Genomic DNA, 24,782 nt, shown 5'->3' on the forward strand with positions numbered 1-24,782 from the left:
GGGGCCCGTTATCTAGTGTCTTGTGTGATGTTTTTTGGGGGTTGGGGCCCCCCCCCTCGCGGGCAAGCCGGCTCCCACAGGGTTTGGTGTTATCCCTGTGGGAGCCGGCTTGCCGGCAATGGGCCGCGCAGCGGCCCCGGCTATTGAAGAGGTAACACCGTGCACTCCACCGACGTGATCATCCTCGGCGCCGGCGCCGCCGGCCTGATGTGCGCCCTGCTCAGCGCCCAGCGCGGGCGCCGGGTGCTGGTGCTCGACCACGCCAACAAACCGGGCAAGAAGATCCTCATGTCCGGCGGCGGGCGCTGCAACTTCACCAACATGTACACCGAGCCGGCCAACTTCCTCTCGCACAACCCGCACTTCTGCAAGTCGGCATTGGCCCGCTACACCCAGTGGGACTTCATCGAGCTGGTGTGCAAGCACGGCGTGCCGTACCACGAGAAGAAACTCGGCCAGCTGTTCTGCGACAACAAGTCCAGCGACATCCTCGACATGCTCCTGGCCGAGTGCGACCAGGCCGGCGCCGAGCTGCGCATGAACACCAGCATCGACAAGATCGAAAAGACCGAGGCCGGCTACACCCTGCAGACCAGCGCCGGCCCATTCGCCTGCCAGTCGCTGGTGATCGCCACCGGTGGCCTGTCGATCCCGACGCTCGGCGCCAGCGGTTTCGGCTATCAGGTCGCCCGCCAGTTCGGCCACGAACTGCTGCCGACCCGAGCCGGCCTGGTACCGTTCACCATCACCGAGCCCCAGCTCAAGGCACTGTGCACCGAGCTGTCCGGCACCTCGCTGGACTGCATCGCCAGCTGCAATGGCACCAGCTTTCGCGAGAACCTGCTGTTTACCCACCGTGGCCTGAGCGGGCCGGCGATCCTGCAGATCTCATCGTTCTGGGAAGCCGGCGACACCGTCGAAATCAACCTGCTACCTGATCGCGACGCCCTGGAATGGCTGCAAGGCCAACAAGCCGAGCGTCCCAATAGCGAGCTGAAGACCGTGCTGGGCGAGGTGTTCACTCGCAAGCTGGCCAACTTGCTGGCCGAGCAGTGGTTCGAGTCCAAGCCACTGAAGCAATACACCCCTGCGCAGCTGGCGCAAGTCGCCGAAAAATTGGCGGCCTGGCAGGTGGCTCCGGCGGGGACCGAAGGCTATCGCACCGCGGAAGTGACCCTGGGCGGGGTGGATACCCGCGAAGTGTCTTCGAAAACCATGGAATCGCTGAAGAGCCCTGGGCTGTACTTCATCGGCGAAGTGCTGGATGTCAGCGGGCACCTCGGTGGTTTCAACTTCCAGTGGGCCTGGGCTTCGGCCAACGCGGCGGCGCAGTTCGTGTAGAGTAGAATCCATTCAGCAGCACGGAACGCTTCTTGCTGGTTTGTGCTGTGAAGGGTGCGAAACCATCGCGGGGCAAGCCCGCTCTCACGTCAGAACGGTGGGGGCGGGCTTGCCCTGCGATGAGGCCCCAGAGATTCTTTTTCGAATACTGCCCAGCAGGCCATCATGTCATCGAGCTCGTTCCGCCATTCATTGCGTCGCCTGTGGGGCCAAGACAAGTTCAGCTATGCCATCCGCGTGACCATCGCCCTCACCGGCAGCATGGCCTGGTGCTGGTACCAGAACGAGATGAGCCTGCTCATCCCGCTGTTCCTCGGCATCATCGCCAGCGCCCTGGCCGAGACCGACGATGGCTGGCAGGGCCGCCTCAGTGCCCTGCTGGTCACCCTGGGCTGTTTCGCCATTGCCGCGCTGTCGGTCGAGCTGTTGTTCCCCTACCCCTGGGTCTTTGCAATCGCCCTGGCCCTGGCGGCGTTCTCCCTGACCATGCTCGGGGCCCTGGGCGAACGCTATGGGGCGATCGCCTCGGCCACGCTGATCCTGTCGGTCTACACCATGATCGGTGTCGACCAGCGCGGCGGAGAGGTCAGCGATTTCTGGCACGAGCCGTTGCTGCTGGTGACGGGGGCGGCCTGGTACGGACTGCTGTCGGTGTTGTGGCAGGCGCTGTTTTCCAACCAGCCGGTGCAACAGAGCCTGGCCAGGCTGTTCTACGAGCTGGGCAGCTACCTCAAGCTCAAGGCCAGCCTGTTCGAGCCGGTCCGCACCCTCGATGTCGAGGCCACGCGCCTGGAGCTGGCCAAGCAGAATGGCAAGGTAGTGGCCGCACTCAACGCCGCCAAGGAGATCATCCTGCACCGGGTCGGCAACAGCCAGCCCAACTCCAAGGTCAGCCGCTACCTCAAGCTGTACTTCCTGGCCCAGGACATCCATGAGCGGGTCAGCGCCTCGCACTATCCGTACAACGGCCTGACCGAGGCGTTCTTCCACAGCGACGTGATGTTCCGCTGCCAGCGCCTGCTGCGCAAGCAGGGCTCGTCCTGCCAGGAGCTGGCGCGCTCGATCCGCCTGCGCCAGCCGTTCGTGCTGGCCAGCGGCTACCCCGAGGCACTGGAAGACCTCAATGCCTCGCTGGAGCACCTGCGCACCCAGAACAACCCGGCCTGGCGCAGCCTGCTGCGCTCGCTGCGGGCGCTGGCCGCCAACCTGGCCACGCTGGACCGGCTGCTCAGCGCCGCCAGCAACCCGGACAGCCTGGCCGATGCCAGCGACAGCAGCCTGCTCGACCGCTCGCCACGCAACTTCAAGGATGTGTGGAAACGCCTGCGCACCCAGCTGACACCCACCTCGTTGCTGTTCCGCCACGCCCTGCGCCTGTCGCTGGCGTTGTCGGTGGGCTATGGCATGGTTCACCTGATCCACCCGACCCAGGGCTATTGGATCATCCTCACCACGTTGTTCGTCTGCCAGCCCAACTATGGCGCGACCCGGCGCAAACTGGTGCAACGGATCATCGGCACCGCCATCGGCCTGACCGTGGGCTGGGCGCTGTTCGACCTGTTCCCCAACCCGATCGTCCAATCGCTGTTCGCGGTGGTCGCAGGGGTGGTGTTCTTCGTCAACCGCACCACCCGCTACACCCTGGCCACGGCGGCGATCACCCTGATGGTGCTGTTCTGCTTCAACCAGATCGGCGATGGCTACGGGCTGTTCCTGCCACGCCTGTTCGATACCCTGGTCGGCAGCCTGATCGCCATCCTCGCGGTGTTCCTGTTCCTGCCCGACTGGCAGGGACGGCGCTTGAACAAGGTGCTGGCCAACACCCTCGCCTGCGCCAGCGAATACCTGCGCCAGATCATGCAGCAATACGCCCATGGCAAACGTGACGACCTGGCCTACCGCCTGGCCCGGCGCAATGCGCACAATGCCGACGCGGCGCTGTCGACCACCCTGGCCAACATGCTCATGGAGCCAGGACATTTCCGTAAGGAGGCCGACGTCGGCTTCCGCTTCCTGGTGTTGTCACATACCTTGCTGAGCTACCTCTCGGGGCTGGGCGCGCACCGCGACACTGCGCTGCCGGCCGAAGTCCACGAGCAGTTGATCGATGGTGCCGGGCGGAGCCTGGCCAGCAGCCTGGACGAGATCGCCAATGGCCTGGCGGCACGCTTGCCGGTGGCGATCCACAGCGACGCCGAGGAGGCGCTGGCCAACGCGCTGGAGCAGATGCCCGAGGAGCTGGACGAGCATCAGCGCCTGGTGCAGACGCAATTGGCGCTGATCTGCCGGCAGTTGGGGCCGTTGCGGACCTTGGCCGGGCATCTGATCAAGGAAGGTCAACCCGCCTGATTGCCCGCTCCCACACCAAGAGCGGGCTCAGAAACCATGCTGGCGCATCAGGCGGGCGTAACTGCCGTCGGCCTTCATGGTGGCGATGGCCTTTTCGAAACGCGCCACGATCTTCTTGTGCTCCGGGTGCTTGAGGCTTACCAGGATGTGCAGGCTGTTCTCACCCAGCGGCGGGTCGACGAAGGCCACGCCCTCGCGCACCGGCTGCGGCTCGCGCTGCAGGTTGTAGCGCGCCACGTATTCATCCTCCACCGCCAGGTTCACCCGCCCGGCCGCCAGCATGCGCACCGCCGATGAAAAGTTGCGCACCAGCACCTTGTTCAGGCGTTCGTCGCTGTCGAATTCGGGGGAATAGGCGTAGTCGCGCACCACGGCAATGGTGTAAGGGTACAGGTCAGCCTGGCGGGCATAGGCAAAAGCCTCGCCTTCACGCTTGAGCAGGCGGATACGGTTGACCAGGTAGGTCGCGGAGAACTGGCCGATCAGGGTGCGCTCCTGGTTGTACCAGGCATTGATCAGTACATCGTAGCGTCCCTCGCCCACGCCCATCAGCGCCCTGGCCCAGGGCACCTCCTCGAACTCGGTGGCGTAGCCGGCACGGGTCAGCGCCGTGGTGACGATACTGGTGGCCAGGCCGCCACCGGGCATGCTGGTGTCGGTAAAGGGCGGCCAGCTGTCGGCCACCAGCCGCAGCTTGCCATGGGCCAGGGCAGGCCCCGCACACAACAGCCCGAGTAAACCAAGAACGCAAAGCAGTGGCCGCATGCTCAAGTCCTTTCGCAATTGGTAACCCACGCGGAAACGGCGATCTTAACTACTACTGCCCTGGCAGCCTACACAAGGCTGATCGTTGTGGCACGCGACAATACTGTCAAATTGCCTCTATTTTGGCCGGTCTGTGGACAATTTCATCGTTCAGCCGCGCAGGCGTTCGAAGACCCACTGGGCAATCTGCGCATCCTGAACCGCGACACCGGTCAGGTCGGCGAGGGTGACCTCGTGCTGATCCTGACGCCCCGCTTCCTGACCAGCCAGCACCGCGCCCAGCTCCAGCAAGCGGGAAGGTTCGAGCGACCCCGCCTTGAGCGCGTGGGAAACCTCGCCATAGGCTCCGCACTGAGCCTGCGAATCGACGATGATTCGCGACATCGAGGCGACCAGCGCCGCATCCAGCTCCTGCTTGCCGACGCAGTCCGCGCCGACCGCCGTGATATGGGTTCCGGGACGAACCCACTCGCGCCTGAGCAACGGCTCACGCGACGGCGTGGTGGTGACGATCAGGTTGGCCGCCTGCGCGACAGCCTGCGGCTGCTGGACCGTCTGCACGCTGAAGCCCAACGCCCGGGCACGCTCACGGTAGTCCGACAAGCCTTGCTCACTGCGACCCCAGACAACCACCTGGCGACAGCCCGTCAACGCCATCAGGCATTCAAGTTGCAGACGGGCCTGCAGTCCGGTGCCAAGCACGCCGATGGCCTCCACCTCGCGAGGCGCCAGCAGGCGGGCGACAATGCGCCCGGCCAGGGCGGTGCGCACGGCAGTCAGCCATCCCTGGTCGGCCAGCCAGGCCAGCGGTTCACCGGTACGGGCCGACAACACCAGCATCAAGCCGTCATTGCTGGGCAGGCCCTTGCCCGGATTGTCGTAGAAACCACTGGAGACCTTAACCACGAAGGTTTCGCCGCCTTCGAGATAAGCCGACTTGATACAGCAATCGCCATTGGCCTGGCGGAACTGGAAGTTCTGCACCGGTGGAGCCTGCACCTGACCCGCACTGTAGGCCCTGAAACCGTCCACCAGCCGCCGCTCGATCGCGTCGAGGTCGAGGCAGGCCTTGATCGCCTGCAGGTCGTGGATCTTCATGCGAGGGCCTCCAGGTATTTCTCCAGCTGGATGTTGCGCCCACACAACACCACCGCCACTTTCTTGCCCTGGTATTGCCCGGCCAGCTGCTTCATGCCGGCCAGCGCGACGGCGGCGGCGCCTTCGATGATCCAGTGCTCGCAGGCGGCAGCGTCGCGCATGGCTTGCCTGATCTCGTCCTCGCTGACCAGCACGGTTCGCGTCAGCAGGCGCTGGCAGAGGGGCAAGGTGACCGTGTCCGCCTCCACGCCGCCGGCAGTGCCGTCGGACAGGGTGGGTAACTCGTCCATCTCTATGACCTGGCCTTGTTCGATGGAGCGTTGCAAGGTCGGCGCATTGACCGGCCAGCAGCCGATGATTTCCACCGATGGCGCCAGCTTGTACAGTGCGGTGGCGATCCCGGACACCATCCCGCCGCCGCCCACGGCGACGAACACCGCATCCAGGTCCGGCGCCTGCTCGAGCAGTTCCATGCCGATGGTCCCCTGCCCGGCGATGACCTCCAGGTCGTTGTAGGGCGAGACGAACGGCTTGTGTTGGCGCAACGCCGCCTCGCGGGCCAGTTGCTCCGCCCCCAGCGAATCGACCTCCAGAACCTGCACCTGCGCCCTCAGCAGACGCATCGCCTCGATCTTGGCAGGCGAGGCCTCAGCGCTGATATACACTGTCACCGGCACGTTCAGCAGCTGACCGGCTAGGGCAAGCCCTTGCCCATGATTGCCCGAGGAAGCAGCGATAACCCCCCTGCTCCGTTGCGCCTTATCCAGCAGGCGCAGCTTGTTGCTGGCACCGCGGAACTTGAACGATCCGGTCAGCTGGAGGTGTTCGCACTTGAGATGGACGTCGCAGCCAGTCATGGCCGAGAGCGCCAGGCTGCGCGCCAGTGGGGTCACCGGTACCAGCGGGCGCAGGGCCTGATGAGCCTGGAGAATGGATTGGTACAGCTGCTCGAGCGCCAGATCGTCGATAGGCATGGGGCGGAATCTCCTCGGGAAGCGACAGGCAGGCGCCGACGCACAATGGAATAAAAATCCACCGTAGAATATTTTTCCACCAAGTACAAGCCTGGAAACTATGCTTCCCGCGCGAGTTTCACATACTTGTAGACCGTAGCCCTGCCCATGCCGAGGATATTGGCCACGTAGTCGTACGTACTGCCGCCGCGGAAGGCGCCTTCTCCGTGCAGGGCCTCGACCAACTCGCGTTTCTGCTCCCGACTGAGCCCGTCGAGGCTCAAGCCATGCTGCCTGAGCCAGGCATGCAGGAAGGTGTTGATGCGCTCCTGCCAGTCATCACGGAACAGCACATCTGGCTGAGGCAGCAAGCGGCTGGCCTGGAAGAACAGGTCAAGTGCCTGCTTGGCCTGCTCCAGCACCGAGATGTTGAAGTTGATGCACAGCAGCGCCTCGGGTGCCCCGGCCTCATCGACCATGACACTGCTGATCGAACGCACTTTCTGACCGTTCCAGTTGAGTTTCTCGTAGGGCCCCAGCGGCGTCGTGGCGCCGAGCTCGCCCGGCAGGTCCTCCAGCGCCGAGTCGTCGCCCAACTGCCGCCTGGAAATATTGTTGGCGATATGCACGACTGTCTGGTTGCGTAGATCGTGGACCACCACTTCGGCATGGGGGAACAACAGGGTCGCGACACCATCGGCCATGGCGGCGTAATTGCTGAAACGAGCGTCGATGGCCTTGGAAGACATACGGAACATCCTGAAAGAAAGGTGTGGCGTAGAGAGAGGGGTCAAGCTCAGGGATACCCCAGCACATCGCGAATCTGGCGCAGGTGCTGGATGATCCACTGCTTGTCGATCGCCCCCCAGTCACGGATACGGTAATGCCCGGCATGGTTGCGCGCACCGGCCTGCTGCTCGAACTCGCAGATGATGTCCAGGTCGGCCAGGGCGGCGATGGTGTCCTGGGCGGTACGCCGGGGCATGCCGGTGGCCTCAATCAACGCCGGCACACTGGTGGCGGTCTGGCTGTCGATCAGCCAGGCCACGTAAAGGCGGCGGTAGAAGCTGCTGCGGGTCTTGCTCACGTCCGTGGTCATGGGGTGCTTGTCCCTCAGGTGTTGCCCGGCAGTTCCCGATAGGTCAGGTAGACGCGCAGGTCGAATTCAAGTTGATGGTAATCCGGCTCCATGTGCTGACAGAGCTGGTAGAACGCCTTGTTGTGATCGCGCTCCCTCAGGTGCGCCAGCTCATGCACCACGATCATGCGCAGGAACTGCGGCGCTGCCTCGCGGAACAACGAGGCGACGCGGATCTCCTTCTTCGCCTTGAGCTTGCCGCCCTGCACCCGCGATACCGCCGTGTTCAGGCCCAATGCACGGTGGGTGAGGTCCAGGCGGTTGTCGAACAGGACCTTGTCCAGCGGCGGCGCGCTGCGCAGGTACTGCTGCTTGATCTCCTGGGCATAGCCGTACAGGGCCTTGTCGCTCTGCACGTCATGGCGTTCGGGGTAGCGCTGGCGCAGGTAGTCGCCCAGACGATCGCTGGCGATCATCTGGCGCACCTGTTCCTGCAGGTGCGGCGGGTAGGCTTGCAGGTAACGTAGGGCGGTCATGGCAGACGTTCGGAACGAGAAGACGCGAGTTTAGCCAATCACGACGCCCATGGGAAAAACGCTGGGAAATCGCCAGCGGCGTCGGCGGTGAGCGGCCGGGCCACCAGGAACCCCTGCACGTAGGCGCAACCGGCGCCCTTGAGCCATTCGGCCTGGGCCCGGGTCTCGACGCCCTCGGCGATTACCGTGATGTCATAGGCCGCGCACAGGTCGATGACGCTGCGCACCAAGGCGATATCCACCGCCGAGTCCGGCAACCGCGCGACCAGGTGGCGGTCGAGCTTGAGCGTGTCGATAGGCAGGTCGCGCAGCATGCGCAGCGAGCAGTCGCCAGCGCCGAAATCGTCGAGCGCCACGCGAATGCCCAGCTCCCGCAGGCGGTGCACCTGCTTCACCGCCGCGTCGATGTTGTACATCAGCGAGGTTTCGGCAACCTCCACCTCCAATTGGGCGGGTTGCAGTTGATGCTTGTCGATCACCTGGGCCAGTTCATCGACCAACCCGGGCATGGTGAACTGGGCGCGGCTCAGGCTGATGCCCAGCACCAACTGCGAACCAAAGCGATCGCTCCAGGCATTGCGTTGCGCGGCGCCCTTGCGATAGATCCAGCTGGCCAGGCGGTTGATCAGGCGAGCTTCTTCCAGCAACGGAATGAACAGCCCCGGCGGCACGTCGCCGACGCTCGGGTGCTGCCAGCGCAACAACGCCTCGAAGCCGCGCAGCCGGCCATCGGCGAATGCCACCTGGGGTTGGTAGACCAAGCTGAAATCATTTTGCTCGATGGCCGTGCGCACGCTGTCCTCAAGCATCAGCCGTGAGCGAGCGCGGCCATTGAGTTCCTGGTCGTAGAAGCGGTATTGCTGGCGACCAGCCTGCTTGGCCGCGTACATCGCCGCATCGGCCGCGCGCAACAGGCCCTCCACGTTGGCGCCGCAGTCGGGGTAGGTGGCGATGCCGATGCTCACCCCCAGGTTGACCTCGAGCCCATCCACCTGCTGGAAGCTCGACATGCGCTCCAACAGCTTTTCAGCATAGCGGCCGGCCTGTTCGGGATACGGCAGGCCGTCGAACAGCGCGGTGAACTCGTCGCCGCCCATACGCGCCAGCAGCGCCTCGCTGCCCAGGCACTCTTTGAGCTGGTCGGCCACCCAGCGCAGGACCTTGTCGCCGGCCTCATGGCCGAGCAGGTCGTTGATCCGCTTGAAGCCGTCCAGGTCCATGTACATCAGGGCCTTGGCCTTGTCCGAACGCTCGTTGCGCAGCAACGCGCTTTCGGCGGTCTGGTAGAAGCCACGACGGTTGAGCAGCCCGGTCAGCGGGTCGGTCACCGCCTGGTACTCCAATTGCTGGTGCAGGCTGCGCACCACCGACATGTCCAGCACCGTCACCACCATGGCCTTCTGTTCGGCGGGCAGCGGCGCGCATGACAATGCCACCGGCACCAGCTGGCCACCGAGGGTGCGCAGCTGGGCATCATGCACACGGAAGATCTGCCGCCGCAGATAGGCCTGGTAGAAGTCCGACTCGTGCCACAGGTTGGCGCAGGGGAGCTGGATCAGGTCCAGCATGTGCGCGCCTTGCAGTTTGTCCACCGGCGCATCGAGCAGGCGTGAGATGGCCGGGTTGGCGAAGCCGATGCAACCCGTTTCGTCCACCACCAGGATGCCCTCTGCGGCATTTTCCAGGATCGAGGCGTTGAATGCCCGCGCTGACTCCAGTTCACGGGTCAGCCGCTGCAGCATGCGCCTGTTGCGCTGCTGCTCCAGCAGGGCCTGGACCTTGGGCTTGAGGATCTGCGGGTCGAACGGTTTGAACAGGTAGTCCACAGCGCCACTGGCATAACCCTTGAGTACGGCGGCGTCGGACTGCTCGTTGGCGGTCAGGAAAATGATCGGGGTCAAACGCGTGCGTTGGCTGCCGCGCATCAGGCGGGCAACCTCGAAACCGTCCATTTCAGGCATCTGCACGTCGAGCAGGACCAGATCGACCTCGTGCTCGAGCAAGGTGCTCAGGGCTTCCATCCCTGAACTGGCGGTCAATACCTGCCAATCCTGGCGGGACAGCAAGGCCCGCATGCTGATGAGGTTCTCCGGATAGTCGTCTACGACCAACAGAACCGAACTGCTTTCCGGTGTTTGAGAATAAGCGCCATCCATGTTGCTTCTCTTGGTAAGTCCAACTGCGACTTGTTATTGGATCCGATTGTTACTCTAGTCTCGGCCTCCGAAGACGCAATGCAGGTGGATGGCTATAAGCCACTGGAGTTGATGTTAGCCGACTAACGGTATCAGTGCCGGACAGGCGACGCGCGGCCCAGGCCTGAGCGCTCCGCACCAAGCCGCAGGCACAAAAAAGCCCGCATCGCTGCGGGCTCTTTCGTTGAACGGTGCCGGATCAGTTGATCTTGGCCGCCAGTTCACCTTTGGCATAGCGCTGGAACATGCCTTCCAGGGAGATCGGCTTGATCTTCGAGGCGTTGCCGGCGGTGCCGAAGGCTTCGTAACGGGCGATGCACACGTCACGCATGGCCTTGACGGTTTCACCGAAGAACTTGCGCGGGTCGAACTCGCTCGGGTTCTGCGCCATCAGGCGGCGCATGGCGCCAGTGGAGGCCAGGCGCAGGTCGGTGTCGATGTTGACCTTGCGGACACCGTACTTGATGCCTTCGACGATCTCTTCGACCGGCACGCCGTAGGTTTCCTTGATGTCGCCACCGTACTGGTTGATGATCGCCAGCCACTCTTGCGGCACCGAGGACGAGCCGTGCATCACCAGGTGGGTGTTGGGGATGCGCTTGTGGATTTCCTTGATACGGTCGATCGCCAGCACGTCGCCGGTAGGTGGCTTGGTGAACTTGTAGGCGCCGTGGCTGGTACCGATGGCGATGGCCAGGGCGTCCACCTGGGTCTTCTTGACGAAGTCGGCCGCTTCTTCCGGGTCGGTCAGCATCTGGCTGTGATCCAGCACGCCTTCGGCGCCGATACCATCCTCTTCACCGGCCATCCCGGTTTCCAGCGAACCCAGGCAGCCTAGCTCGCCTTCCACCGAAACACCACAGGCGTGCGCCATGGCGACGGTCTGCTGGGTGACACGGACGTTGTACTCGTAGTCAGTCGGGGTCTTGCCGTCTTCACCCAGCGAGCCGTCCATCATCACCGAGCTGAAGCCCAGCTGGATGGAGCGCTGGCACACGTCGGGGCTGGTGCCGTGGTCCTGGTGCATGCACACCGGAATGTGCGGGAACTCTTCGATGGCCGCCAGGATCAGGTGGCGCAGGAACGGCGCACCGGCATATTTGCGAGCGCCAGCGGAAGCCTGGACGATGACCGGAGAGTCGGTCTTGTCGGCGGCTTCCATGATCGCGCGCATCTGCTCGAGGTTGTTGACGTTGAAAGCCGGAACGCCGTAGCCGAACTCGGCGGCGTGGTCCAGCATCTGGCGCATGCTAATGAGTGCCATTGTGTATCTCTCTCCCGACAAGCGTCGTTTGTTTCGTGCAAGCCTGCCGCAGGGGCGGTTGCTGTTCAAGTAGTGTGGGCCACCTGCGCGGCCCGGCCAGTCACGGTGCCTTGCAGCCCCGCCCAATCAGATCGTTGGTCGCCACCCAGTACACCAGGCCTTCTTCACCTTTGGTGTGGAAGGCCAGCATGCCATCGCTGTACAGCGCACCGGAGGCGCCAGGCTCGGCCTTGAGCCGGTAGACCTGGTCGCCGCCACCCAGGCGCACATCGACCGCGTCCTGTTGTGCATCGGCGAAGCGCCACAGCACCTCGGCCTGGCTGTCGCAGACCCAGCGGGTCCAGTTGTCCGCCGGGGCGGGTTGAGCGGGTTGCAGCAACGAACAGCCTGCCAGGGTCGCCAGGGCCAACATGGCCAGAAGCGCTTTCATTCAATTACTCCGCCAGGGGCCGCAATGCGGCCCCAATGTCCAAGACCACGAAAACCGCCCCAGGTTGCCTGCCATCCGATCAAGGGCAGCCCGGCGCCTTGCGCTGGTGTTCGTCGTCGTATTTTTCCAGGCCGTCCGGGCCCAGGCGCTTGTTGATCACCGGTGCCGTCTCGGCCTGCCACTGGGACTGGTAGCAACCGCCCTTGGGCGGCTGCGCCGGGTCGGCCTCGCTGCCCGAGTTGCTGGAGCAGGCGCCCAGCAACACGGCCACGATCATCACAGGCAATTGCTTGACCATCAGGTCGCTCCCTTTGCCAGGCGCCTTCAAAATCAGGCCTTGGCCCGTTCTTCCAGGATTGCCACGGCAGGCAGGACCTTGCCCTCTACGAACTCGAGGAACGCGCCGCCACCGGTAGAAATGTAGGAGATATCGGCGCCAACGCCATATTTGTCGATGGCTGCCAGGGTGTCACCGCCACCGGCGATGGAGAATGCGGCGCTGTCGGCGATGGCCTTGGCCAGCACCTTGGTGCCGTTGCCGAACTGGTCGAACTCGAATACACCGACCGGGCCGTTCCACAGAATGGTCTGCGACGACTTCAGCAACTCGGCGAAGTTGGCAGCGGTCTGCGGACCGATGTCGAGGATCATGTCGTCAGCCGCCACGTCGGCGATCGCTTTAACGGTAGCTTCGGCGCTTTCAGCGAATTCCTTGGCAACCACGACGTCGACCGGCAGCGGTACATTGACCTTGGCGGCAATGGCCTTGGCGGTGTCGACCAGGTCAGCCTCGTACAGCGACTTGCCGACCGGGTGACCGGCTGCGGCGAGGAAGGTGTTGGCGATGCCGCCGCCGACGATCAGCAGGTCGCAGACGCTGCTCAAGCTGTTCAGCACATCCAGTTTGGTGGAAACCTTGGAGCCGGCAACAATGGCCGCCATCGGCTTGGCCGGGGCCTTCAGGGCCTTGCCCAGGGCGTCCAGCTCGGCCGCCAGCAGCGGGCCGGCAGCGGCGACCTTGGCGAACTTGGCAACCCCATGGGTGGAGCCTTCGGCGCGGTGCGCGGTGCCGAACGCGTCCATGACGAACACGTCGCACAGGGCGGCGTACATTTGCGCCAGCTCGTCCGCGTTCTTCTTCTCGCCCTTGTTGAAGCGCACGTTTTCGAATAGCACCAGGTCACCGGCCTGCACCTGAACGCCGTCGAGGTAATCGGCGACCAGCGGTACGTCGCGGCCCAGGGCCTTGCCCAGGTAGTCGGCAACCGGCTTGAGGCTGTTCTCGGCGGAGAACTCGCCTTCGGTCGGGCGCCCCAGGTGCGAGCAGACCATTACCGCCGCGCCCTTCTCCAGGGCCAGCTTGATGGTCGGCAGCGCTGCCAGGATACGCGCATCACTGGCGACCACGCCGTCCTTCACGGGAACGTTGAGGTCTTCGCGGATCAGCACGCGCTTACCTTGCAGGTCGAGGTCGGTCATCTTCAACACGGTCATGAATGCAGTCCTTCAGGGCTGTTTGCTGCGGGTTGGGTGGACGACGTGCAGATAGTGTTCGGCAACGTCGAGCATACGGTTGGCGAACCCCCATTCGTTGTCGAACCAGGCCAGCAGGTTCACCAGGCGAGGGCCTGAGACACGGGTCTGGCTGGCATCGACGATGGCCGAATGCGGGTCATGGTTGAAATCACAGCTGGCGTGGGGCAGCTCGGTGTAGGCCAGCAAGCCTTTGAGCGGGCCATCCAGGGCGGCCTCGCGCAACACCCGGTTGACCTCGGCCGCGCTGGTGTCGCGGGCGGTCTGCAGGGTGATGTCCAGGCACGACACGTTGACGGTCGGCACACGTACCGCTTTGGCCTGGATTCGCCCGGCAAGTTCCGGTAGCAGGCGCTCGATACCGCGCGCCAGGCCAGTAGACACCGGGATCACCGACTGGAACGCCGAGCGCGTGCGGCGCAGGTCTTCGTGGTGATAGGCGTCGATCACCGGCTGGTCGTTCATTGCCGAGTGAATGGTGGTGATCTGTACGTACTCGATGCCAAAGGCCTGGTCCAGCACCCGCAACAGGGGCACGCCGCAGTTGGTGGTGCAGGACGCGTTCGATACCAGCAGTTCGTTGCCCGTCAGACAATCCTGGTTGATGCCGTAGACCACCGTGGCATCGACGTCGACTTCACTGGCCATCGGCTGCGAAAACAGTACCCGCGGCGCACCGGCATCGAGAAAGCGCTGGCCGTCGGCGCGGGTGTTGTAGGCGCCAGAGCACTCCAGCACCAGGTCGACATCCAGGGCCGCCCAGTCGATGCCTTCGGGGGTGGCACTGCGCAGCACTTTCACGCAGTCGCCGTTGATATGCAGACAGTCGCCGTCGACTTTCACCTCACCGGGGAAACGCCCGTGGGTGGAGTCGAAGCGCGTCAGGTATTCCAGGCTGGCCTGGTCGGCCAGGTCGTTCAGCGCGACGATCTCGAAACCGGCCTTTGCCCCTCGCTCGAACAGTGCGCGCAGGACACAGCGGCCGATGCGGCCGTAACCGTTGAGTGCAACTTTGTAGGGACGCGGGTGGGGCATTCGATACTCACGTGCAGGTGCGTTGAACGACCATCGCGGGGCAAGCCCGCTCCCACAAGGCACCGGGATGCCTTGTGGGAGCGGGCTTGCCCCGCGATCAGACGGGAGGCATGGAGCCTCCCGGGTGCATCAGTCTTCCAGCAGCTCTTCAGCGGTGCCCAGGATGTTGTCCAGGGTGAAGCCGAACTCCTCGAACAACGCGGAGGCCGGCGCCGACTCGCCGTAGGTGGTCATGCCGATGACGCGACCTTCGAGGCCGACGTACTTGTACCAGAAGTCGGCATGGGCAGCTTCGATGGCGATGCGCGCGCTGACTTCCAGTGGCAGGACCGACTGCTTGTAGGCTGCGTCCTGGGCATCGAACACGCTGGTGCTCGGCATCGACACGACGCGGACCTTGCGGCCCTCGGCGCTCAGCTTGTCGAACGCCTGGACGGCCAGGCCCACTTCGGAACCGGTGGCGATCAGGATCAGTTCAGGCTCGCCGGCGCAGTCCTTGAGCACGTAACCGCCACGGGCGATATCGGCGATCTGCTGAGCATTGCGATCCTGATGTTGCAGGTTCTGGCGCGAGAAGATCAGCGCCGAAGGGCCGTCCTTGCGCTCCAGGGCGGCTTTCCAGGACACGGCGGACTCGACCGCATCGGCCGGGCGCCAGGTGTCCAGGTTCGGCGTGCTACGCAGGCTGGTCAGTTGCTCGATCGGCTGGTGGGTCGGGCCGTCTTCGCCCAGGCCGATGGAGTCGTGGGTGTAGACGTGGATCACACGCTGCTTCATCAGCGCCGACATGCGCACGGCGTTGCGGGCATATTCCATGAACATCAGGAAGGTCGCGCCATAAGGCACCAGGCCGCCGTGCAGGGCGACGCCGTTCATGATGGCGGTCATGCCGAATTCGCGCACGCCGTAGAACACATAGTTGCCGCTGGCGTCATTGGCCTCGACACCCTTGCAACCTTTCCACAGGGTCAGATTGGAGCCGGCCAGGTCCGCCGAACCACCGAGGAACTCCGGCAGCAGAGGGCCGAAGGCGTTGAGGGTGTTCTGGCTGGCCTTGCGGCTGGCGATGGTTTCGCCCTTGGCGGCGACTTCGTTGATGTAGGCCTGGGCCTTCTCGGAGAAGTCGGCCGGCAGCTCACCTGCGTCACGGCGCTTGAACTCGGCAGCCAGTTCCGGGTAAGCCTTGGCGTAGGCGTCGAAACGCTCGTTCCAGGCAGCTTCGGCCTTGGCGCCAGCGGCTTTGGCGTCCCACTCGGCATAGATGTCGGCCGGGATCTCGAACGGACCGTGGTTCCAGTTCAGTTCCTTGCGGGCCAGGGCGATTTCGTCGTTGCCCAGCGGTGCGCCGTGGCAGTCTTCCTTGCCCTGCTTGTTCGGCGAGCCGAAGCCGATGATGGTCTTGCAGCAGATCAGGGTCGGACGGTCACTCTTGCGAGCGGTGTCGATGGCCATCTTGATCTCGTCGGCGTCGTGACCGTTGACGTTGCGGATCACCTGCCAGTTGTAGGCTTCGAAGCGCGCCGGGGTGTTGTCGGTGAACCAGCCGTGCACTTCGCCGTCGATGGAAATGCCGTTGTCGTCGTAGAAGGCGATCAGTTTGTTCAGGCCCAGGGTGCCGGCCAGCGAGGCGACTTCATGGGAAATGCCTTCCATCATGCAGCCGTCGCCGAGGAACACGTAGGTGTTGTGGTCGACGATGTTGTGGCCTTCACGGTTGAACTGGGCGCCCAGCACCTTTTCCGCCAGGGCGAAGCCCACGGCGTTGGCCAGACCCTGGCCCAGAGGGCCGGTGGTGGTCTCCACGCCAGGGGTGTAGCCGTACTCCGGGTGGCCCGGGGTGCGGCTGTGCAGCTGACGGAAGGCCTTGAGGTCGTCGATGGTGACGTCGTAGCCGGTCAGGTGCAGCAGCGAATAGATGAGCATCGAACCATGACCGTTGGACAGCACGAAGCGGTCACGGTCGGCGAAGCTGGGGTTGCTCGGGTTGTGCTTCAGGTAGTCGCGCCAAAGCACTTCGGCGATATCCGCCATACCCATGGGGGCACCTGGGTGGCCGCTGTTGGCCTTTTGCACGGCATCCATGCTGAGGGCACGAATGGCGTTGGCACGTTCACGACGGCTGGGCATCGCTGAGTCTCCTGGGGCTTGAAAGGGTGGTGAAGCGAAAAAAGACGACCATTTTCGCCCACAGGGGGGGCCGGGGGCAATGACGTATGGTCGCAGTCGGGCTTTTTTCCTGTGTTTGGCCTGCTTTTCAAGAGAAATGCGCCTGCGCAACCACCACCCATCCAGCAATATCAAAACTTTTTGATATTGCTATTGCGACCACAGCCTCCCCTGACTAGACTCCCGCCCCATGAACCTCAATGCGCCCATCACCCCGCAACACAGCGACGAGCTGGCCGCCCTGTGCAAGGCCGGCGGCGACCCGCTGCGCCTGAACGTGCTGCGCGCATTGGCCAACGACTCGTTCGGCGTGCTGGAGCTGGCGCAGATCTTCGACATCGGCCAGTCGGGCATGAGCCACCACCTCAAGGTACTGGCCCAGGCCGACCTGGTGGCGACCCGTCGCGAAGGCAATGCGATCTTCTACCGCCGTGCCCTGCCCGACAGTCAGCGCCTGGGTGGCCGCCTGCATACGGCACTGCTCGAGGAAGCCGACGACCTCGCGCTGCCCGTGGACGTACAGGCGCGTATCGCCCTGGTGCAACAGCGCCGCGCCGCCACCAGCCAGGACTTTTTCCAGCGCGTCGAAGAGAAGTTCCGCGCCCAGCAGGACCTGATCGCCGGCTTGCCGCAGTACCGCGAAAGCCTGCTGGCGCTGCTCGACAAGCTCAGCTTCGGCGTCGGCGCCAGCGCCCTGGAAGTGGGGCCTGGCGACGGCGGATTCCTGCCCGACCTGGCTCGCCGCTTCGACCAGGTCACGGCCATGGACAACAGCCCGACCATGCTCGAACTGGCGCGCCAGGTCTGCGAGCGCAATGCACTGAATAACGTAAACCTGCAGTTGGCCGATGCACTGGGTGCAACGGATGTGGAAGCCGACTGCGTTGTGCTGAACATGGTCCTGCACCATTTCAGCGACCCGGCCCAGGCCTTGCGCCTGCTGGCCAAACGGGTGAAGGCGGGCGGCAGCCTGCTGGTCACCGAGCTGTGCAGCCATGACCAGGGGTGGGCGCGCGAAGCTTGCGGCGACCTGTGGCTTGGCTTCGAGCAGGACGACCTGGCCCGTTGGGCCGACGCGGCAGGGCTGGCCCCCGGGGACAGCCTCTACGTGGGCTTGCGTAACGGTTTTCAGATCCAGGTCCGGCATTTCCAGCGGGCCACTGGCGACATACAACATCGGTAAATTTCAGGAACCCATCGAGATGAGCGAATACTCCCTTTTCACCTCCGAGTCCGTGTCCGAAGGGCATCCGGACAAGATCGCCGACCAGATCTCCGACGCGGTGCTGGACGCCATCATCGCCCAGGACAAGTACGCCCGCGTAGCCTGCGAGACCCTGGTCAAGACCGGTGTCGCCATCATCGCCGGCGAAGTCACCACTTCGGCCTGGGTCGATCTGGAAGACCTGGTGCGTAACGTGATCATCGACATCGGCTACAACAGCTCCGACGTCGGCTTCGACGGCGCCACCTGCGCCGTGATGAACATCATCGGCAAGCAGTCGGTGGACATCGCCCAGGGCGTCGACCGCTCCCGCCCGGAAGACCAGGGCGCCGGCGACCAGGGCCTGATGTTCGGCTACGCCAGCAACGAGACCGACGTGCTGATGCCGGCCCCGATCTGCTTCTCGCACCGCCTGGTCGAGCGCCAGGCCGAGGCGCGCAAGTCCAAGCTGCTGCCTTGGCTGCGCCCGGACGCCAAGTCCCAGGTCACCTGCCGCTATGAAAACGGCAAGGTCGTCGGCATCGACGCGGTCGTGCTGTCGACCCAGCACAACCCCGAGGTCTCGCAGAAAGACCTGCAGGAAGCGGTGATGGAGTTGATCGTCAAGCACACCCTGCCTGCCGAGTTGCTGCACAAGGGTACCCAGTACCACATCAACCCGACCGGCAACTTCATCATCGGTGGCCCGGTGGGCGACTGCGGCCTGACCGGCCGCAAGATCATCGTCGACTCCTACGGTGGCATGGCTCGCCACGGTGGTGGCGCGTTCTCCGGCAAGGACCCGTCCAAGGTCGACCGTTCCGCTGCCTACGCCGGCCGCTACGTGGCCAAGAACATCGTCGCCGCGGGCCTGGCCGAGCGTTGCGAGATCCAGGTGTCCTACGCCATCGGCGTGGCCCAGCCGACCTCCATCTCGATCAACACCTTCGGCACCGGCAAGGTCTCGGACGAGAAGATCGTGCAGCTGGTGCGCGAGTGCTTCGACCTGCGTCCGTACGCCATCACCACCATGCTCGACCTGCTGCACCCGATGTACCAGGAAACCGCTGCCTACGGTCACTTCGGCCGTACCCCGCAGCAGAAGACCGTGGGTGATGACACCTTCACCACCTTCACCTGGGAGCGCACCGACCGCGCCGCCGCCCTGCGCGACGCCGCTGGCCTGTAAGCCTCCTACAGCAGTAAAAGAAAGCCCCTGCCGAGCGATCGGCAGGGGCTTTTTCGTGACATATCGCCTGACAATGCGGCACGTCGCACCAAGCAACTGGCACCTAGGCTGAGGACTCCTTACCGCCTCGCAAGGATGCCGGCCATGCCGCTACTGCCGATACTCATGCTCCTGTCGACTCTCTTCACCAGCGCACAGGCCGGCCAGTGTCCGGATTGGGGCCCATCACAGGCGAATGCCGAAATGGTCCGACTGGGCGAGACCCTGGCCCGCTGGGACGATCACTACCATCGTCAAGGCAAGTCATTGGTGGCGGACGAACTCTATGACCAGAGCCGCCAGCGCCTGCTGCGACTGCAGCGGTGCTTCAACCTGCCAGACGCGGCGCCCGACCCGCTGGCCGGCGCACGTGGCCCTATGCCCCACCCGGTCGCGCACACCGGCGTCGACAAGCTGCCCGACGAACAGGCCATGCGCCGCTGGCTGGCGGGCAAGCGCGATGTCTGGATACAGCCCAAGGTCGATGGCGTCGCGGTTTCCCTGATCTACCAGCAGGGCCGGCTGGTCCGGCTGCTCAGCCGCGGCGATGGCGTCCAGGGCCATGACTGGAGCCGGCATATTCCTTCGCTCGGCGCCTTCACCCGACAGCTGCCGCAACCTGTGGACCTGGTGCTGCAAGGGGAACTTTACAAACGCCTGGAGGGCCATGTGCAGGCTCAGGCAGGCAGCCTTAACGCTCGCGGCAGCGTGGCCGGGCTAATGGCACGCAAGCAGCTGGACACCGCCCTCGGCGCGAGCATCGGCCTGTTCGTCTGGGACTGGCCACACGGGCCGCAAACCCAGGCGGAGCGCCTCGAGCTACTGGCCGCCATGGGCTTTGCCGACAGCCAACGCTACAGCATCCCCATCGCCAGCCCGGAGCAGGCCGCCGAGATGCGCCTGCACTGGTATCGCGCCGCCCTGCCCTTCGCCACCGATGGCGTGATCCTGCGCCAGGGCAGCCGCCCGCCCGCCGAGCGCTGGCAGGCCAAGGCCCCTTACTGGATTGCAGCCTGGAAATACCCCTTCTCCCAAGCCCTGGCCGAAGTGCGCGAAGTGCGCTTTCGCATTGGCCGCACCGGCAAGGTAACCCCCATCCTGCACCTGGCGCCTGTCGAACTGGACGACCGTCGGGTTTCGCAGGTCAGCCTTGGGTCCCTGGCACGCTGGCAGAAACTCGATATACGCCCGGGCGACCAGGTGGCTATCAGCCTTGCCGGCCTCACCATTCCGCGGTTTGACGACGTGGTACATCGCACGGTCGTGCGACAGCCCGTCACCTCACCGACTGCCGGGCAGTATGACGCCCACACCTGCTGGCAGGCTGGTGCTGGCTGCGAAGAGCAATTCATCGCCCGATTGACCTGGTTGAGCGGCAAGCAGGGGCTGGCCCTGCCAGGGATCGGGCCGGGCACCTGGCGCCGACTGGTGGATGTCGGCCTTGTGACCACCCTCGTGGATTGGCTGGAGCTCGATACCCAAGTCCTGGCGGCCGTGCCGGGTCTCGGCGATGCCAGGGCCCGACAGCTTCATGACAGTTTTAGCGCGGCGCGCTTGCGCCCCTTCCTCCAATGGTTGAACGCGCTAGGCGCGCCCTTGCCTCAGGGGATGCCCCTGGAGGCCGACTGGTCGACGCTCGCAACGCGATCGGCTGACGCATGGCAAGCCTTGCCGGGCGTCGGTGGCGCAAGATCGAAACAACTCGAGGTATTTTTTGCAACAGAAGATGTTCAAGCCCTTGCCGAGCAACTGGGCGGGTATCGTATCGCCGGTTTCCAGCTCGCGAACGACTCCGCCGAACAATGACGAGTGTAGGTCAACTCCGAGTTTGCCGTTTAAAGACCCACCAAGGGTTCCTAAATCCGGCAAACCAAGGCAGGATTCCACCAACTTTTGCTGCTCCGCCCCGCTCAGGAGGCTTTTCATGACACGTTTCACCGCTCTTTTCCTGCTGGCAACCCTTGGCCTGGCAACCGGCGCCGCGCAAGCCGCCCAGCCGGATGCAGGCCTGACCGGCTGCGCCGCCAAGCGCAGCGCCATCGAGAACCAGCTGAAGATTGCCCGTGACCATGGCAACAGCAACCAGGCTGCCGGGCTCGAAGAGGCGCTGCGTGGCGTGGACAACTGCACCGAAGCCGGGCTGCGCAAAGAGCGCGAGCAGAAAGTGCTCGATGCCCGCCACGAAGTGAACCAGCGCACCAAGGACCTGGACAAAGCCATGAAGAAAGGTGACGCGGAAAAGATCAACAAGCGCAAGGACAAGCTGGCCGAGGCGAAGAAAGAGCTGCAGGAAGCCGTGGACGAGCTTGAGCGCTGACTTTTTAACAGCCCTTGATGTGGGAACGAACCCGCTCCCACAACAGCCTCCCACGGCTCAGTGATTACGAAACTCGCTATGACAGGCCTTGCACGCCGCCTCGACCCTGTCCATCGGGGCCTTCATCTGCGCTGCGTCCAGCGGCGGGTTGCGGGTCACCGTCACCAGGTCGCCGGTAACGCCCTCCAACTGCCGGGCCAGGTCCTGGAACCGCGCCTGGCGCTCCCAGACATCCGCCCGTGCGCTGCTGTCACCCTCGTCGCGCACCTGCGGGAAGTGCTGCCACGGCTCATGGGCCAAGGTATCCAGCTTCACCGCGCCCTCGGCGAACTTCACGTCATCGAAGGGCAACCGCCCGCGCAGCATGCCACCCATGTCTTCACTGGTCTTGAGCATCTGCTTGAAGATTGCCTTGCGCTGGCCCAGCGGCGAGTTGGGGTCGACGCCGTCACAGGCGGTCAGGGCGAGGGCGGCGAGCAGTACTACGGTCAATCGCTTGAACATCACGGTCTCTTTGGCCAGGCAAACGGGTCGCCAGTATCGCCGCCTGCCGGGCAAAGACCAATAGCCACACAGAAAACAAGGGCGAATGTTCATGTTTCGCCCAGCACAGGACCCACCCGATGAAATCTGCATTGCGCCATCTCGCCTGGGCCCTGCCCGCCCTGGCGCTCCTGGCCGGCTGCAACGGCGGCGAAAGCGCCAAGCCCGCGCCTCATGCCATCGCCACTTATGTACCAGCCACCTGGAAGGACCTGCCCCAGGTCAGCGACGACGACCTGCTGGCCGGCTTCTATGCCTGGCGCAACGGTTGCGAGAAACTCAAGCGCGATCCGGTGTGGGCCGCTACCTGCGAGGCAGCCGGTTCAGCCACGGCGAGCGCTGACCAGGTACGCACCTTCCTCGAGCAGAATCTCCAGGTGTATGGGCTGCGCTCGGCGCAGAACAGCGCCAATGGCCTGATAACCGGGTACTACGAGCCGGTCTACCCCGGCAGCCTGGAACGCACCGAAGCCGCGCATGTACCGGTGTACGGCGTACCCGAGGACATGATCGTGGTCGATCTGGCCAGTGTGTATCCCGAACTCAAGGGCAAGCGCCTGCGCGGGCGCCTCGATGGCCGCGTGCTCAAGCCCTATGACACTGCCGAAGTGATCAACCGCGACGGTGCCAAGGCGCCGGTACTGGCCTGGCTGACCGACCCGATGGACTTGCAGTTCCTGCAGATCCAGGGTTCCGGTCGCATCCAGCTGGAAGGTGGCCGCCAGCTGCGCCTGGGGTATGCCGACCAGAACGGCCACCCCTATCGGCCGATTGGCCGCTGGCTGGTGGACCAGGGCCAACTGCCCAAGGAACAGGTGACCATGGGCAGCATCCACGCCTGGGCCCAGGCCAACCCGCAGCGGGTCCCCGAGTTGCTGGCCAGCAACCCGAGCTACGTGTTCTTCAGCACCCGGCCGGATAGCAACGAAGGTCCGCGCGGCTCGCTCAACGTGCCGCTGACCGCTGGCTACAGCGTGGCCATCGACCGCAAGGTGATCCCGCTGGGCAGCCTGCTGTGGCTGTCCACCACCCGCCCCGACGGCAGCCCGGTGGTGCGCCCCGTGGGAGCTCAAGACACGGGTGGGGCGATTACCGGTGAAGTGCGTGCGGACCTGTTCTGGGGCACCGGTCCTGAGGCCGGTGAACTGGCAGGCAACATGAAACAACAGGGGCAGATATGGATGTTGTGGCCTAAGGGTCAGCCTTTGCCCGAAGTACCGAAGGTCCCCTGAAGGGCGCTATCGCGGGGCATACCCGCTCCCACTGCGGGGGCGAGCTTGCCCCGCGATGCAGTCAGATCGAAACGACAAAGAACGACACGATCAGCGCCATCCCGACGAACCATACCAGCGAACGCAACACTGCCCAGTCCGCCAGGTAGCAAATGATGTAGAGCAACCGGCTGGTGATGTACATCACCCCCAGCACATCTTGGGTCACTTGTTCGGCATTGCCGACGATATCGGCCACCAGCACCGCCGCGGCAAACGCGGGAAACGCCTCGTAGCCGTTCAACTGGGCGGCATGGGCTCGCCGTGGCAGCCCTTCGAGCTTGTCCAGGAACGCACGAGGATCGTGATTGGCACGCAGGCCGAAATACCCGCTGCTGAGTTTGGCGATCAGTGCACACAGCGGCGGCAGGACCAGCGCGACGAGAATGCACCACAGGGCTACGGTCATCTACAGGACTCCTTGTTCATAGAGGTTCGCTTCAGAGCTTCATCACCAGCATGCCGGCCAGTACCAGCCCGCAAGCTAGGAGTCTTGGCCCGCCAAAAGGTTCTTTGAGGTAGCGCATGCCCAACAGCACCACGAGGATCACGCTCAACTCGCGCAACGCTGCCGCTTCGGCCACCGAGCCCAGGTGCATGGCCCAGAGCACCAGAGCGTAGCTGAACAATACGCAGAACCCGACCGCCAGGCCCAGCTTCCATTGGGTGCGCCAGAACAGCATGAACGGCCCTCGTCGGGCCACCATGGCCAGCAACGGGAACGGCCAGGCACTGAGCAAGGTCAGCCATACCAGGTAGTCCCAGGGCTTGCCCCACAGGCGTACGGCCTGACCGTCGAACCAGGTGTAGCAGCCGATGCACAGGCCTATCAGTGCCACCACCGGCAGCATCGACCAGGGCAGGCGGTCGCCGCCGCCACCCTGCCAAAGCAAGCACGCCATGCCACAGGGGATCAGCAAGATGCCGATGATCTGCTGCTGGCTCAACGATTCGCCGGCAAAGGCCAGGGTCAGGCCCAGCACCACCAATGGCGACAGGCCACGCATCAACGGATAGACCAGCCCCAGGTCACCGACCCGATAGGCCTGGATCAGCAGAAAGCGGTACAGCTGCTCGGCCAGCGCCGAGGCCAGCAGCCAGGGCCAGATCTCGGCGGGCGGGAAATCTACGAAGGCTACCGCCAGTATGGCGAAACTCAGTGCCACCACGTCCATGCTGGCGATCACCAGCAGCCGCTCGGCGCTGAACTTGATCAGGGTGTTCCAGGTGGCATGGAGCAGGGCTGCGACCAGTACGAGGGAAGTTGCCAGCACGCCTTGGAATCCTTGTCGTCGTTTGGTGGGGACCACTATATAGCGCCTGGCTAGTTATGGCCTCATCGCAGGGCAAGCCCGCTCCCGCGCCTTCGCCTGACAGGAACCAACTGGAGAAATCCGGTCATAAGGTGTGTCCCGAACGCCGCGCCAGGTCATCAAAGAACTGCCCGAGCCATTCGGGTAATGACTTGGAAGCCAC

General features: G+C 64.2%; 23 protein-coding genes. 7 read left to right on the top strand and 16 right to left on the bottom strand.

Annotated features, from left to right (window positions below; genetic code table 11):
• The first annotated feature begins 159 nt into the window (after positions 1-159).
• The gene (locus ACVWY1_RS22105; RefSeq protein WP_457378770.1) at positions 160-1,341 is read left to right on the top strand and encodes an NAD(P)/FAD-dependent oxidoreductase; all 1,182 of its coding nucleotides are present in this window, start codon (positions 160-162) and stop codon (positions 1,339-1,341) included.
• Positions 1,342-1,506: 165 nt separating this feature from the next.
• The gene (yccS, locus tag ACVWY1_RS22110; RefSeq protein WP_102682210.1) at positions 1,507-3,690 is read left to right on the top strand and encodes a YccS family putative transporter; all 2,184 of its coding nucleotides are present in this window, start codon (positions 1,507-1,509) and stop codon (positions 3,688-3,690) included.
• A 27-nt stretch (positions 3,691-3,717) separates the two neighbouring features.
• On the opposite strand, the gene ACVWY1_RS22115 is transcribed toward yccS, so the two are convergent.
• The 13 genes from ACVWY1_RS22115 to tkt all read right to left on the bottom strand — a co-directional run bounded on the left by ACVWY1_RS22115 (position 3,718) and on the right by tkt (position 16,704).
• Positions 3,718-4,455: a substrate-binding periplasmic protein gene (locus ACVWY1_RS22115; protein WP_139673951.1), complete on the bottom strand. Its 738-nt coding sequence runs from the start codon at positions 4,453-4,455 to the stop codon at positions 3,718-3,720.
• 150 nt (positions 4,456-4,605) lie between these two features.
• Positions 4,606-5,553, bottom strand: coding sequence for an ornithine cyclodeaminase family protein (locus tag ACVWY1_RS22120; protein ID WP_457378771.1), 948 nt, complete (start codon positions 5,551-5,553; stop codon positions 4,606-4,608).
• Positions 5,550-6,527, bottom strand: coding sequence for a threonine/serine dehydratase (locus ACVWY1_RS22125; protein WP_457378772.1), 978 nt, complete (start codon positions 6,525-6,527; stop codon positions 5,550-5,552). The genes ACVWY1_RS22120 and ACVWY1_RS22125 overlap by 4 nt, the downstream gene beginning before the upstream one ends.
• A 98-nt stretch (positions 6,528-6,625) precedes the next feature.
• A complete protein-coding gene (locus ACVWY1_RS22130) occupies positions 6,626-7,255 on the bottom strand; it encodes a helix-turn-helix transcriptional regulator (RefSeq protein ID WP_110702077.1) in 630 nt (209 codons plus the stop codon).
• Between the two features lie 47 nt (positions 7,256-7,302).
• Positions 7,303-7,605 (bottom strand): winged helix-turn-helix domain-containing protein, encoded by a 303-nt coding sequence (locus ACVWY1_RS22135; RefSeq protein ID WP_111532549.1) that lies wholly within the window; start codon positions 7,603-7,605, stop codon positions 7,303-7,305.
• Between the two features lie 14 nt (positions 7,606-7,619).
• On the bottom strand, positions 7,620-8,120 hold the full coding sequence (locus ACVWY1_RS22140; RefSeq protein WP_023631708.1) for a M48 metallopeptidase family protein: 501 nt from the start codon (positions 8,118-8,120) through the stop codon (positions 7,620-7,622).
• Between the two features lie 38 nt (positions 8,121-8,158).
• Entirely contained in the window at positions 8,159-10,276 is a 2,118-nt protein-coding gene (locus tag ACVWY1_RS22145; protein WP_111532548.1) for a putative bifunctional diguanylate cyclase/phosphodiesterase, read from the bottom strand.
• Between the two features lie 238 nt (positions 10,277-10,514).
• The gene (gene fba, locus ACVWY1_RS22150) at positions 10,515-11,579 is read right to left on the bottom strand and encodes a class II fructose-bisphosphate aldolase (protein ID WP_023631710.1); all 1,065 of its coding nucleotides are present in this window, start codon (positions 11,577-11,579) and stop codon (positions 10,515-10,517) included.
• Positions 11,580-11,679: 100 nt separating this feature from the next.
• Complete coding sequence (locus ACVWY1_RS22155; protein ID WP_102682214.1) at positions 11,680-12,009, bottom strand: MliC family protein; 330 nt, start codon at positions 12,007-12,009, stop codon at positions 11,680-11,682.
• A gap of 79 nt (positions 12,010-12,088) precedes the next feature.
• The gene (locus ACVWY1_RS22160) at positions 12,089-12,340 is read right to left on the bottom strand and encodes a hypothetical protein (protein WP_371918102.1); all 252 of its coding nucleotides are present in this window, start codon (positions 12,338-12,340) and stop codon (positions 12,089-12,091) included.
• Complete coding sequence (locus ACVWY1_RS22165) at positions 12,340-13,503, bottom strand: phosphoglycerate kinase (RefSeq protein ID WP_457378773.1); 1,164 nt, start codon at positions 13,501-13,503, stop codon at positions 12,340-12,342. The genes ACVWY1_RS22160 and ACVWY1_RS22165 overlap by 1 nt, the downstream gene beginning before the upstream one ends.
• A gap of 12 nt (positions 13,504-13,515) precedes the next feature.
• Positions 13,516-14,577 (bottom strand): erythrose-4-phosphate dehydrogenase, encoded by a 1,062-nt coding sequence (gene epd, locus ACVWY1_RS22170; protein WP_139673969.1) that lies wholly within the window; start codon positions 14,575-14,577, stop codon positions 13,516-13,518.
• A 129-nt stretch (positions 14,578-14,706) separates the two neighbouring features.
• The gene (tkt, locus tag ACVWY1_RS22175) at positions 14,707-16,704 is read right to left on the bottom strand and encodes a transketolase (RefSeq protein WP_102682217.1); all 1,998 of its coding nucleotides are present in this window, start codon (positions 16,702-16,704) and stop codon (positions 14,707-14,709) included.
• A gap of 229 nt (positions 16,705-16,933) precedes the next feature.
• On the opposite strand from tkt, the gene ACVWY1_RS22180 reads away from it, so the two are divergent.
• From ACVWY1_RS22180 to ACVWY1_RS22195, 4 genes are all read left to right on the top strand, one after another.
• On the top strand, positions 16,934-17,926 hold the full coding sequence (locus tag ACVWY1_RS22180; RefSeq protein WP_139673972.1) for an ArsR/SmtB family transcription factor: 993 nt from the start codon (positions 16,934-16,936) through the stop codon (positions 17,924-17,926).
• Positions 17,927-17,945: 19 nt separating this feature from the next.
• Entirely contained in the window at positions 17,946-19,136 is a 1,191-nt protein-coding gene (gene metK / locus ACVWY1_RS22185; protein ID WP_038706913.1) for a methionine adenosyltransferase, read from the top strand.
• 144 nt (positions 19,137-19,280) lie between these two features.
• The gene (ligB, locus tag ACVWY1_RS22190; protein ID WP_457378774.1) at positions 19,281-20,981 is read left to right on the top strand and encodes an NAD-dependent DNA ligase LigB; all 1,701 of its coding nucleotides are present in this window, start codon (positions 19,281-19,283) and stop codon (positions 20,979-20,981) included.
• A 118-nt stretch (positions 20,982-21,099) separates the two neighbouring features.
• The gene (locus ACVWY1_RS22195; protein ID WP_102682220.1) at positions 21,100-21,492 is read left to right on the top strand and encodes a DUF1090 domain-containing protein; all 393 of its coding nucleotides are present in this window, start codon (positions 21,100-21,102) and stop codon (positions 21,490-21,492) included.
• A 57-nt stretch (positions 21,493-21,549) separates the two neighbouring features.
• Here ACVWY1_RS22195 and ACVWY1_RS22200 read toward each other — a convergent pair whose 3' ends face one another.
• Positions 21,550-21,996 (bottom strand): c-type cytochrome, encoded by a 447-nt coding sequence (locus ACVWY1_RS22200; RefSeq protein WP_277502203.1) that lies wholly within the window; start codon positions 21,994-21,996, stop codon positions 21,550-21,552.
• Positions 21,997-22,115: 119 nt separating this feature from the next.
• Here ACVWY1_RS22200 and mltA point away from each other — a divergent pair, with 119 nt between their 5' ends.
• Positions 22,116-23,267 carry a murein transglycosylase A gene (gene mltA, locus ACVWY1_RS22205; RefSeq protein ID WP_277502204.1) on the top strand — a complete coding sequence of 384 codons (1,152 nt, stop codon included), beginning with the start codon at positions 22,116-22,118 and terminating at the stop codon, positions 23,265-23,267.
• A gap of 61 nt (positions 23,268-23,328) precedes the next feature.
• Here the strand turns inward: mltA and ACVWY1_RS22210 are convergent, their stop codons facing one another.
• Together ACVWY1_RS22210 and ACVWY1_RS22215 are read right to left on the bottom strand one after the other, a co-directional pair.
• Positions 23,329-23,715 (bottom strand): MAPEG family protein, encoded by a 387-nt coding sequence (locus tag ACVWY1_RS22210; RefSeq protein WP_046853941.1) that lies wholly within the window; start codon positions 23,713-23,715, stop codon positions 23,329-23,331.
• A gap of 31 nt (positions 23,716-23,746) precedes the next feature.
• Complete coding sequence (locus tag ACVWY1_RS22215) at positions 23,747-24,580, bottom strand: EamA family transporter (protein WP_102682223.1); 834 nt, start codon at positions 24,578-24,580, stop codon at positions 23,747-23,749.
• Between the last annotated feature and the right edge of the window lie 202 nt (positions 24,581-24,782).

It is taken from the genome of Pseudomonas sp. TE6288, assembly GCF_054062095.1.

What these genes read in the sequence shown, in the direction of transcription:
- yccS (WP_102682210.1), top strand. Translation starts at nt 1,507, where the DNA reads ATGTCATCGAGCTCGTTCCGCCATTCATTGCGTCGCCTGTGGGGCCAA.
- ACVWY1_RS22115 (WP_139673951.1), bottom strand. Translation starts at nt 4,455, where the DNA reads ATGCGGCCACTGCTTTGCGTTCTTGGTTTACTCGGGCTGTTGTGTGCG.
- ACVWY1_RS22120 (WP_457378771.1), bottom strand. Translation starts at nt 5,553, where the DNA reads ATGAAGATCCACGACCTGCAGGCGATCAAGGCCTGCCTCGACCTCGAC.
- ACVWY1_RS22125 (WP_457378772.1), bottom strand. Translation starts at nt 6,527, where the DNA reads ATGCCTATCGACGATCTGGCGCTCGAGCAGCTGTACCAATCCATTCTC.
- ACVWY1_RS22130 (WP_110702077.1), bottom strand. Translation starts at nt 7,255, where the DNA reads ATGTCTTCCAAGGCCATCGACGCTCGTTTCAGCAATTACGCCGCCATG.
- ACVWY1_RS22135 (WP_111532549.1), bottom strand. Translation starts at nt 7,605, where the DNA reads ATGACCACGGACGTGAGCAAGACCCGCAGCAGCTTCTACCGCCGCCTT.
- ACVWY1_RS22140 (WP_023631708.1), bottom strand. Translation starts at nt 8,120, where the DNA reads ATGACCGCCCTACGTTACCTGCAAGCCTACCCGCCGCACCTGCAGGAA.
- ACVWY1_RS22145 (WP_111532548.1), bottom strand. Translation starts at nt 10,276, where the DNA reads ATGGATGGCGCTTATTCTCAAACACCGGAAAGCAGTTCGGTTCTGTTG.
- fba (WP_023631710.1), bottom strand. Translation starts at nt 11,579, where the DNA reads ATGGCACTCATTAGCATGCGCCAGATGCTGGACCACGCCGCCGAGTTC.
- ACVWY1_RS22155 (WP_102682214.1), bottom strand. Translation starts at nt 12,009, where the DNA reads ATGAAAGCGCTTCTGGCCATGTTGGCCCTGGCGACCCTGGCAGGCTGT.
- ACVWY1_RS22165 (WP_457378773.1), bottom strand. Translation starts at nt 13,503, where the DNA reads ATGACCGTGTTGAAGATGACCGACCTCGACCTGCAAGGTAAGCGCGTG.
- epd (WP_139673969.1), bottom strand. Translation starts at nt 14,577, where the DNA reads ATGCCCCACCCGCGTCCCTACAAAGTTGCACTCAACGGTTACGGCCGC.
- tkt (WP_102682217.1), bottom strand. Translation starts at nt 16,704, where the DNA reads ATGCCCAGCCGTCGTGAACGTGCCAACGCCATTCGTGCCCTCAGCATG.
- ACVWY1_RS22180 (WP_139673972.1), top strand. Translation starts at nt 16,934, where the DNA reads ATGAACCTCAATGCGCCCATCACCCCGCAACACAGCGACGAGCTGGCC.
- metK (WP_038706913.1), top strand. Translation starts at nt 17,946, where the DNA reads ATGAGCGAATACTCCCTTTTCACCTCCGAGTCCGTGTCCGAAGGGCAT.
- ligB (WP_457378774.1), top strand. Translation starts at nt 19,281, where the DNA reads ATGCCGCTACTGCCGATACTCATGCTCCTGTCGACTCTCTTCACCAGC.
- ACVWY1_RS22195 (WP_102682220.1), top strand. Translation starts at nt 21,100, where the DNA reads ATGACACGTTTCACCGCTCTTTTCCTGCTGGCAACCCTTGGCCTGGCA.
- ACVWY1_RS22200 (WP_277502203.1), bottom strand. Translation starts at nt 21,996, where the DNA reads ATGTTCAAGCGATTGACCGTAGTACTGCTCGCCGCCCTCGCCCTGACC.
- mltA (WP_277502204.1), top strand. Translation starts at nt 22,116, where the DNA reads ATGAAATCTGCATTGCGCCATCTCGCCTGGGCCCTGCCCGCCCTGGCG.
- ACVWY1_RS22210 (WP_046853941.1), bottom strand. Translation starts at nt 23,715, where the DNA reads ATGACCGTAGCCCTGTGGTGCATTCTCGTCGCGCTGGTCCTGCCGCCG.